The sequence below is a fragment of the Sphingobacterium sp. UBA7253 genome (assembly GCF_002472745.1).
Lineage (GTDB): Bacteria > Bacteroidota > Bacteroidia > Sphingobacteriales > Sphingobacteriaceae > Sphingobacterium > Sphingobacterium siyangense.
This window is the reverse complement of record NZ_DKSP01000237.1, coordinates 4,770-13,370: the sequence shown is the minus strand read 5'-3', so window position 1 is coordinate 13,370 and position 8,601 is coordinate 4,770. Positions and strand designations below refer to the sequence as shown.

General features: G+C 39.6%; 7 protein-coding genes. 5 read left to right on the top strand and 2 right to left on the bottom strand.

Going from position 1 to position 8,601, the window contains the following annotated elements; translation table 11 throughout:
• Positions 1 to 66 precede the first annotated feature (66 nt).
• From B2X72_RS24840 to B2X72_RS24825, 4 genes are all read left to right on the top strand, one after another.
• The gene (locus tag B2X72_RS24840) at positions 67 to 981 is read left to right on the top strand and encodes a hypothetical protein (RefSeq protein ID WP_286851946.1); all 915 of its coding nucleotides are present in this window, start codon (positions 67 to 69) and stop codon (positions 979 to 981) included.
• Positions 978 to 1,655, top strand: a complete 678-nt coding sequence (locus B2X72_RS24835) for an ATP-binding cassette domain-containing protein (protein ID WP_286851944.1) — start codon at positions 978 to 980, stop codon at positions 1,653 to 1,655. The genes B2X72_RS24840 and B2X72_RS24835 overlap by 4 nt, the downstream gene beginning before the upstream one ends.
• A gap of 27 nt (positions 1,656 to 1,682) precedes the next feature.
• Positions 1,683 to 2,231 (top strand): GNAT family N-acetyltransferase, encoded by a 549-nt coding sequence (locus B2X72_RS24830; protein WP_286851942.1) that lies wholly within the window; start codon positions 1,683 to 1,685, stop codon positions 2,229 to 2,231.
• 143 nt (positions 2,232 to 2,374) lie between these two features.
• Positions 2,375 to 5,116, top strand: coding sequence for a DNA gyrase/topoisomerase IV subunit A (locus tag B2X72_RS24825; RefSeq protein WP_286851940.1), 2,742 nt, complete (start codon positions 2,375 to 2,377; stop codon positions 5,114 to 5,116).
• A gap of 81 nt (positions 5,117 to 5,197) precedes the next feature.
• Here B2X72_RS24825 and msrA read toward each other — a convergent pair whose 3' ends face one another.
• Together msrA and B2X72_RS24815 are read right to left on the bottom strand one after the other, a co-directional pair.
• Complete coding sequence (msrA, locus tag B2X72_RS24820; RefSeq protein WP_286851938.1) at positions 5,198 to 5,713, bottom strand: peptide-methionine (S)-S-oxide reductase MsrA; 516 nt, start codon at positions 5,711 to 5,713, stop codon at positions 5,198 to 5,200.
• A gap of 198 nt (positions 5,714 to 5,911) precedes the next feature.
• Positions 5,912 to 6,940, bottom strand: coding sequence for a N(4)-(beta-N-acetylglucosaminyl)-L-asparaginase (locus B2X72_RS24815; RefSeq protein ID WP_286851937.1), 1,029 nt, complete (start codon positions 6,938 to 6,940; stop codon positions 5,912 to 5,914).
• Between the two features lie 418 nt (positions 6,941 to 7,358).
• On the opposite strand from B2X72_RS24815, the gene B2X72_RS24810 reads away from it, so the two are divergent.
• Positions 7,359 to 8,585, top strand: a complete 1,227-nt coding sequence (locus B2X72_RS24810) for an NlpC/P60 family protein (protein ID WP_286851935.1) — start codon at positions 7,359 to 7,361, stop codon at positions 8,583 to 8,585.
• Positions 8,586 to 8,601 lie beyond the last annotated feature (16 nt).

The following is an 8,601-nucleotide window of genomic DNA, read 5'->3' as shown; positions in this document are numbered from 1 at the left end:
CTAAAATTTATTTAGGACACATATGATATTGCATATAAAAGGTAATTTATCTAAGTTTGATTTATCATGTTAAGCAATTATTTAAAGCTTCAGTATACTTTACTGTCTCGGCATATTCGGGCTACAGGACTGCCTGTTTGGCTCGCCTTTCTCCTGTTGTTTGGATTATGTTATTTTGCTTATTATGCTTTGGTTCAATACCCGCTTTTTGGTTGTTATGCACTACTGCTTTGCAATTTTCAAGCACTATTTTTGCTCACAGAAAAAAACAGAAATGATTTTCTCAAAAACACATACAGTAAACGAGATTTTCACAAGATCAGAATAGTTGAGAATGGGCTATTAACGCTGCCGTCCTTCGTCATTCTTCTCCTCCACAGCCAATGGCACTATGCGTTGTTATTGGATACTTTGGCTGTTGTTTTTGCATTTTTGACATTTGCGGCTTTCGGAAAATCTATTCCGACACCTTTCGTAAAAAAACCTTTTGAATTTATCATCGGGTTCCGACGGAGCTACTTGCTTTTGCTTGTATTGTATCTATTGGCTGGAATCGGTTTTTATGTCGCCAATTCCAATCTTGTTTTATTTTGCGTCGTATGCGTTGCGCTCACCTGCGTTTTCTATTATCAATTGCCGGAGCCTATTTTTTACCTCTGGAATCACCATCATACACCAACAGTCTTTCTGATGCGAAAGTTTAAAAGGGGAATTTTACAGTGTCTGCTCTTGGTACTGCCCCTTCTTTTTCTGTATGTTGTCATCTTTCCATCGGATTTATTTAATGCCTGTATTGTATTGGGCGGAATATTACTTTTACTTTCTTTTGCAATCACATTGAAATACGTCGCTTACCCACGGGAGATCAATTTCCCCGAAGGCTTTGCTTTGGCACTTTGTTTTAGCTTTTACCCTTTGATTCTAGCGCTCTTACCTTTTTATTATATCAAAGCAATCAACAATCTAAAAAATCACTTATGATCGAGCTTACGAATATCAATAAGTCCTTTGGACAGCATCAAGTACTCCACGAGGTTACTTACCTCTTTGATAGCGGAAAAGTATATGGTATCGTCGGTGAAAATGGCGCTGGAAAGACAACGCTGTTTCGTTGTATTGCTGGACTAGAAACCGCCTCGGGAAGTTTAAAATCTGATTTAGAACCGCTGAAAAACAATTTAGGTTACCTCACCTCGGATCCGTATTTCCTTTCAAAGCTCACCGGCGAAGAGTATATTTATCTGCTGACGGATGCACGCGGTAAACAGATCAAAAACCTCAGTGAGAGAAATATTTTCGAGTTGCCCTTAAAGGAGTATGCGAGCGCCTATTCCACGGGAATGAAAAAAAAACTAGCCCTGACAGCTACTTTACTTCAGGACAATAATTATTATATCCTTGACGAACCTTTTAATGGCATCGATCTACAAAGCAGCATTATTCTTACGGAGATTATTCTTCGTTTAAAAGCGATGGGTAAAACGATCCTGATTTCGTCCCATATCTTTTCCACGCTAAAAGATACCTGCGATGAAATCTTGGTACTCGAAAATGGCAGAATTAGTAAATCTGTAAAAAAAGAGCAGTTCGGCGACTTTGAAGAGGAAATGAAAGAAAAAATACTACAAAAAGATATCGAAAAATTGTGGCTTTAGCATGCCGTAACACTTGAGATAAACACTATGGAAAAACACTTACCTATACTGGAAACTGAACGTTTAATTATCCGTCCAATACAGATGGATGATGCAGCTTATTTTTTCGCAATGGATTCACAGCCGGAGGTTCATACCTTTCTGAATAACGAACCTGTTCAATCTATTGAAGAAATGAAAAAAGCCATCGCGCATATTCAGCAACAATATGAAAAATACGGTATAGGCCGTCTAGGGGTCATTGAGAAATCAAGCAATCAATGGATTGGCTGGACGGGATTTAAGTATATTGACGAATTGGAGAACGGACGTATTGGATTTTTAGACCTTGGTTATCGTTTCAGAACGGAATCTTGGGGAAAAGGCTATGCGACAGAAGCCGCACTAGCCTGCATGCAATATTACAGCGAACAGCTGCCCCATTTTGAAGTACATGCCATCACGCATACAGCAAACCTGGGATCAAGGCATGTCTTGGAAAAAGTAGGATTTCAGGTAACTGAAGAATTTCATTTCGATCTATGGAATATTCCCTGTTATTGGTATGATCTAGCCATTGACCAATCAACAAACTAATTATATTAGTTTTAAAAACTAATTTTTTTAACTTTTCATAGTTTCACTGGGATAAAACAAAATGGTTTTGTATTTTTACACGTTCGAATAAAATATTATTTCGAACATTTCTGTATTGTACAATTTAATCTATTGCTGAGTAAATGAGTGACGAAACGAACTTCCCAACGGAAGATAATCAAGAAGAGCTGGGATCAGGAAAAACAGAAAACGGAAGTCAGACGATACCTTTATCAGGACTATACGAAAACTGGTTTTTGGACTATGCATCCTATGTCATCTTGGACAGAGCCGTTCCACATATCAATGACGGTTTGAAACCCGTACAACGTCGTATCCTCCATTCCTTGAAGGAAATGGATGATGGACGATATAATAAAGCTGCCAACGTCATTGGTAACACGATGAAATATCACCCACATGGTGATGCTTCTATCGGTGATGCCATGGTACAATTGGGCCAAAAGGATCTCCTGATTGACTGTCAAGGTAACTGGGGCTTCCCAATTACGGGCGACTCTGCTGCTGCTCCACGGTACATCGAGGGAAGATTATCCAAATTTGCAAATGACGTTGTCTTCAATCCCGAAACAACTGAGTGGCAATTGAGTTATGATGGACGGAATCGCGAACCTGTCACACTTCCGGTAAAATTCCCATTATTATTGGCTCAAGGTGCCGAAGGTATTGCTGTTGGTTTAGCAACCAAGATTATGCCGCACAATTTCATTGAGTTAATCGACGGATCTATTCAGGTATTAAACGGTGAACGTCCGAATATCTTCCCAGACTTCCCTACGGGTGGTATGGCCGACGTTTCAAATTATAATGAGGGTCAACGTGGCGGTAAAATCCGTGTACGTGCGAAAATTGAAGAACGCGACAAAAAGACACTCGCAATTACAGAAATTCCATTTGGAACCACGACGGGCGGTCTGATTGAAAGTGTGGTTACAGCAAACGATAAGGGAAAAATTAAGATCAAAAAAATCGAGGACAATACAGCAGGAAATGTAGAGATCATTGTGCATTTGGCTCCTGGAATTTCTCCTGATGTAACGATTGATGCTTTATATGCCTTTACCGCCTGTGAAGTCTCTATCTCACCTAACACTTGTGTTATCAAAGATGAGAAACCTCACTTTATGAGTGTCAATGACATTCTAACGGAAAACACAATAAACACAAAAAATTTATTGAAACGAGAATTGGAGATTCGCTTAAACGATCTTCAAGAAAAAATCTTCTTCAGTAGTTTATTAAAAATATTTATTCAAGAGGGGATGTACAAGCATCCGGATTATGAAAATGCAGGTGACTTTGAGGTCGTGGTGCAGGTTCTAAATCGCTTGTTCGAACCTTTCTTCGATCAATTTTATCGTGAGATACGACCAGAAGATTACAAAAAATTGATCGATAAACCAATGAGTAGTATTACACGTTTCGACGTTAAAAAAGCGGACGAAATGATGAAAACACTCGAAAATGAGATCAAGGAAGTCAAGCGTCATCTACGTCAATTGACAGAATATGCCATTGCATGGTTTGAGAAATTGCGTGAGAAATATAGTAAAGACCGCGAGCGTAAAACCGAACTGCGTATATTCGATAAAGTAGAAGCGACCCAAGTTGCCCTAGCAAATGCCAAACTATATGTCAATCGTGAGGAAGGATTTATTGGCTCAGGCATGAAGAAAGATGAGTTTGTATGCGACTGCTCGGATATCGATGATATTATTGTATTCCGCGAAGATGGCAAATATGTTGTTAGTAAAATCCAGGATAAAGTATTCGTTGGAAAAGGAATTATCCACGTTGCTGTTTTCAAAAAAGGTGATGAACGTACAATCTATAACGCCATCTATAAAGAAGGTGAAACTGGTACCAGTTACATTAAACGTTTCTCTGTGGTAGGTGTCACTCGGGATAAGGAATATGATGTATCCAAAGGATCCAAAGGGTCTAAAATCCTATATTTCACAGCCAATCCAAACGGTGAAGCAGAGATCGTCAATATACAGCTTAAACCGCACACAAAATTGCGCAAGTTGAATTTTGACATGGACTTTGCCGAGATTGCAATCAAGGGCCGTGCTTCACAAGGAAACATTGTATCAAAATATCCCGTCAAAAAAATCAGCTTTAAAAGCTCTGGTGTCTCCACGCTGGCAGGACGAAAAATATGGTACGATACCATCATGAAACGTCTAAATGCAGATGAACGTGGCCAATACCTTGGCGAGTTTGACGGCGACGACAAGATATTAGTGGTTCTTTCGGATGGTAGTTACGAATTGTCAAACTTTGATCTGAGCAACCACTTCGACGAGAAAATGATCCGGATCGAAAAATACCACCCGGACCATATCTATACGGTTGTGCATCAGGACGGCAAGAGCGGAACGTACTTTGTTAAACGTTTTAAATTTGACGATCAACCTATTGGAAAACGCATTTCCTTTATTAATGAAGATGCAGGATCTAAATTGGTATTGATGAGTAATGCGGCTGAACCGATGGTCAAATTGGAGATTTTAAAAGGTAAATCCCAAACGGAAGAAACTCTTGATCAGCCTTTGACTGAAATTATTGACGTAAAAGGAATAAAAGCACAAGGAAACCGCCTGTCTTTCCATACCGTAAAATCAGTTACGCTAACAACAGCGGATGAAGATTTAAGTCAAAAAGGTAAAGAAAAAGCAGCCGAAACAAGTACTGATACCACAGAAACAACGGTTGATAGTACCATAACGGCAGAGGACAGTTCCGTGAAGGAGAAGGAGAAGGAGGTAGAGTCAACCGATAAAAATGACGATATCAAATTGGAAATCACTAATCCAAATGACATCCAAATCGACGATAAAGGACAGATGGAAATGTTCTAACTCGTATTCCATACACAAAAAAGGCTCGAATAAATATTCGAGCCTTTTTTGTGTAGGATACAACACCTTAAGTATTATCCTTTAAGCTTTAAATTCTTTAAGGAATTTTTGAAGTTTTGGTGCAATAACAACCGAACAGAATGGATTTTCAGGATGGTCGTTGAAATAATTATGATGATAGTCCTCAGCGAGCCAAAATGTCGCAGCAGGCTCAACTGTTGTAACGATAGGATCTTCATACACATCTTCATTATCCAATTCATCGATAAAATTCTTCGCTAAGATCTCCTGTTCTTCATTATGAGAAAATACAACCGATCTATACTGCGTACCTACATCATTTCCTTGGCGGTTTAAAGTCGTTGGATTATGTGTCTTGAAGAATATTTTCAACAGGTCTTCATAGTTCACTAGCTCTTCATCATATTCGAGTTCGACAACCTCAACGTGGTCTGTCGTACCGGTACAAACCTGTTCATAAGTGGGATTATCAATGTTTCCGCCCATATATCCCGGTAATACTGATGTCACCCCTTCCGTGTTTTGGAAAATAACTTCTGTACACCAAAAACATCCTCCTCCAAATGTTGCTTTCATACTTTTTATAATCTTACGTATTTTAAACTTACTTTTTTCAAACATTATAGCCGACTTAATAGCTACGGCGAAAAATGTTTAGACAAATATAATTATTAATCGGAAATGATATACCCTGCTATCATCACGAAAAATATCAGTTTACGTTCTACTCACCACCTGAGAATGAAATACTCGCACCCCGCTCACCCTATTTTACTAATAGTAGTGTTTTCCTTTGATCAATAAATCTTGTTGTTTACTATCACAAACCGCATAGGAAAAACCTTGTTGCAGCGCATAAGCACCATATTCACCTTTTTTATTTATTGCTAAGAATCCCACTTGAATTTCCTTCGCAATAGCAGGTTTCTTCTTCACGATACGCATAACGGCTTCCTTACAGGCATCTTCCGGAGAATAACCCTGACGCATCAATTCGACAACCAAGAAACTACCTACATTCCGTATGACTTCTTCGCCAACTCCGGTCGATGTAGCTCCGCCCACTTCATTATCGACATAAAGTCCGGCTCCAATAATAGGGCTATCTCCTACCCGACCATGCATCTTGAAAGCCATACCACTGGTTGTACAAGCTCCGGAAATATTCCCATTGGCATCCAATGCCAACATACCGATCGTATCGTGGTTATATTGGTTTCCCGGCAAACGTTCTGCTGCAAAAGATTGGTTTTCAATATTGGCTACAGGTTTGTATTTTTTCTCCTTCAACCATTCCTTCCACGCTTTTTCACCTTCTGGGGTCAGTAGATTTTCTTCCTTAAAACCATTTTCTAAGGCAAATTGCAATGCGCCTTCGCCTACCAGCATCACGTGGGGTGTTTTTTCCATGACCATCCGCGCTACTGATATTGGATGTCCAATTTTTTCCATTCCAGCAACAGCACCACAGTTACCATCCGCATCCATGATACAAGCATCAAGTGTGACGTGACCATCGCGATCTGGATAACCACCTTTACCAACTGTCATATTTTTGAGATCGGCCTCGGGCACACGCACACCTTGTTCCACCGCGTCCAATGCCTTGCCTCCTTTGGACAATATTTCCCAAGCGGCTTTATTTGCTGCAATCCCAAAGTCCCAAGTTGAAATTACAATAGGATATTTTTTAACACTGCCCTTTGCTGCAATCGTCACTCCTTTCGCATCAAATGCTGTCAATGTCCCCATTGCCGTCGCAGCAATCAAACCTTGCCTAATAAAATCACGTCTTGAACTCATTTCCTTATTAATATTTTATAAAACTATCGCTATTGATTAATTCGGCAAAAAACAATCATTAAAATTGCCTTCAGTCTACCGAACACAAAAAATTTTCATCATTGACTGCACAAAGACATCGCTTTTTTCTAGTGTATTACACGATCTTACGTCACATCTGCCCCCAATCTACTTCATCGATATGCGCTGGAAAATGCTATTCTACATTTTTACAGCTTCGTGTTAAACTGAAGAAGGATATTGACTTCACAATCAATAAGCAATATTACAAAATGGTTTTAGCAATTAGATGATTTAATTAAAATTAAACCCAAACATTCGTTTTTTAGCAACATAACATCAAAATCACTTAAAAATCGACAATAAAAATTGACTTATATTATGAATTAATCCTATCTTTAGAAACAAACTAATTCGCATGAAAAACACTCTTAAATTCGCTATTTTAGCTTATGCAAGCCTTATAGGTGTTGAAAGCAGTCAGGCGCAGCAGCTAGATTCCACGACTTATTTCAAGATCAAAGAGTTGCAAGAAAACGTAAAACGTGAATTCGCTCCCGATAAAAGAACCAAGATCGTAGCAATCCAAAAAGCGGATATCGCACAGAACCAATATGTGCTTGAAACAACTGAAAAAGATGCTAAGTTCGTTTTGGAGCAAAAGGCAAAAGATATATCAGCCAATATTCAAGTACAGCTCTTGCCTGATGCAAGTGTAGGTGAAAAAACTTCTGGAGTCATCAGGCTCTCCGTTGCAAATATGCGCACATTTCCAGATAATGCTGCGGAGCTAACCAGCCAGGTTTTATTGGGAACGCAAGTGGATCTTCTGCAAAAAAAGAGCGGGGACTACCGTGTCCGCACGCCGGATGGCTATATTGCATGGGTACCAAGTTCGTCCATTGAAGCGATGGACAAAACCATGCTGGCAAATTGGCGGCAAGCAGAAAAAGTTATCTATACAGCGGAGTTTGGAAAATCATATTCTGAACCCAATAAAAAAAGCCAACGAGTGTCTGATCTCGTATATGGTGACATCCTTCAGTTAAAAGGACAGAAAGGCAATTTTTATGAAATAGCATATCCGGATGGACGTTTAGGTTATATTAAAAAATCAGAAAGTCTAACCTTAAAAAATTGGTTTGAAACGCGCCAGCCTACGGCGGAAAATATTATCGCCAGTGCAAAAACAATGTTGGGCCTGCCCTATTTATGGGGGGGGACATCGGTGAAAGGTGTAGACTGCAGCGGTTTTACCAAAACAAGCTTTTTCATGAACGGCTTCGTGATTCCGAGAGATGCATCGCAACAAGTACTCGCAGGTGAAAAAATCGACATTTTAGATCAAGAAGGACATTTCGACCCTGAGAAAGCACTCAAGAATCTAAAACCGGCAGACTTACTGTTCTTTGCGGCAGGCAAAAACAGCAATCCTAATGCGCGTGTAACACATGTTGCACTCTATATCGGCAATGGAACTTTTATTCACGCTGCCGGATTGGTCCGGATCAACAGTATGCTTAAGGACGCTGCAAACTACGATGATTTCCAAACGCGGACTGTAGTTGCTGCCCGTCGTTACCTTGGCGCACGGGATAGCGCAATACAGAAGGTCGTTGAAAGCAATTATTACAACAATAAATAAACATAGTGATGAGCAA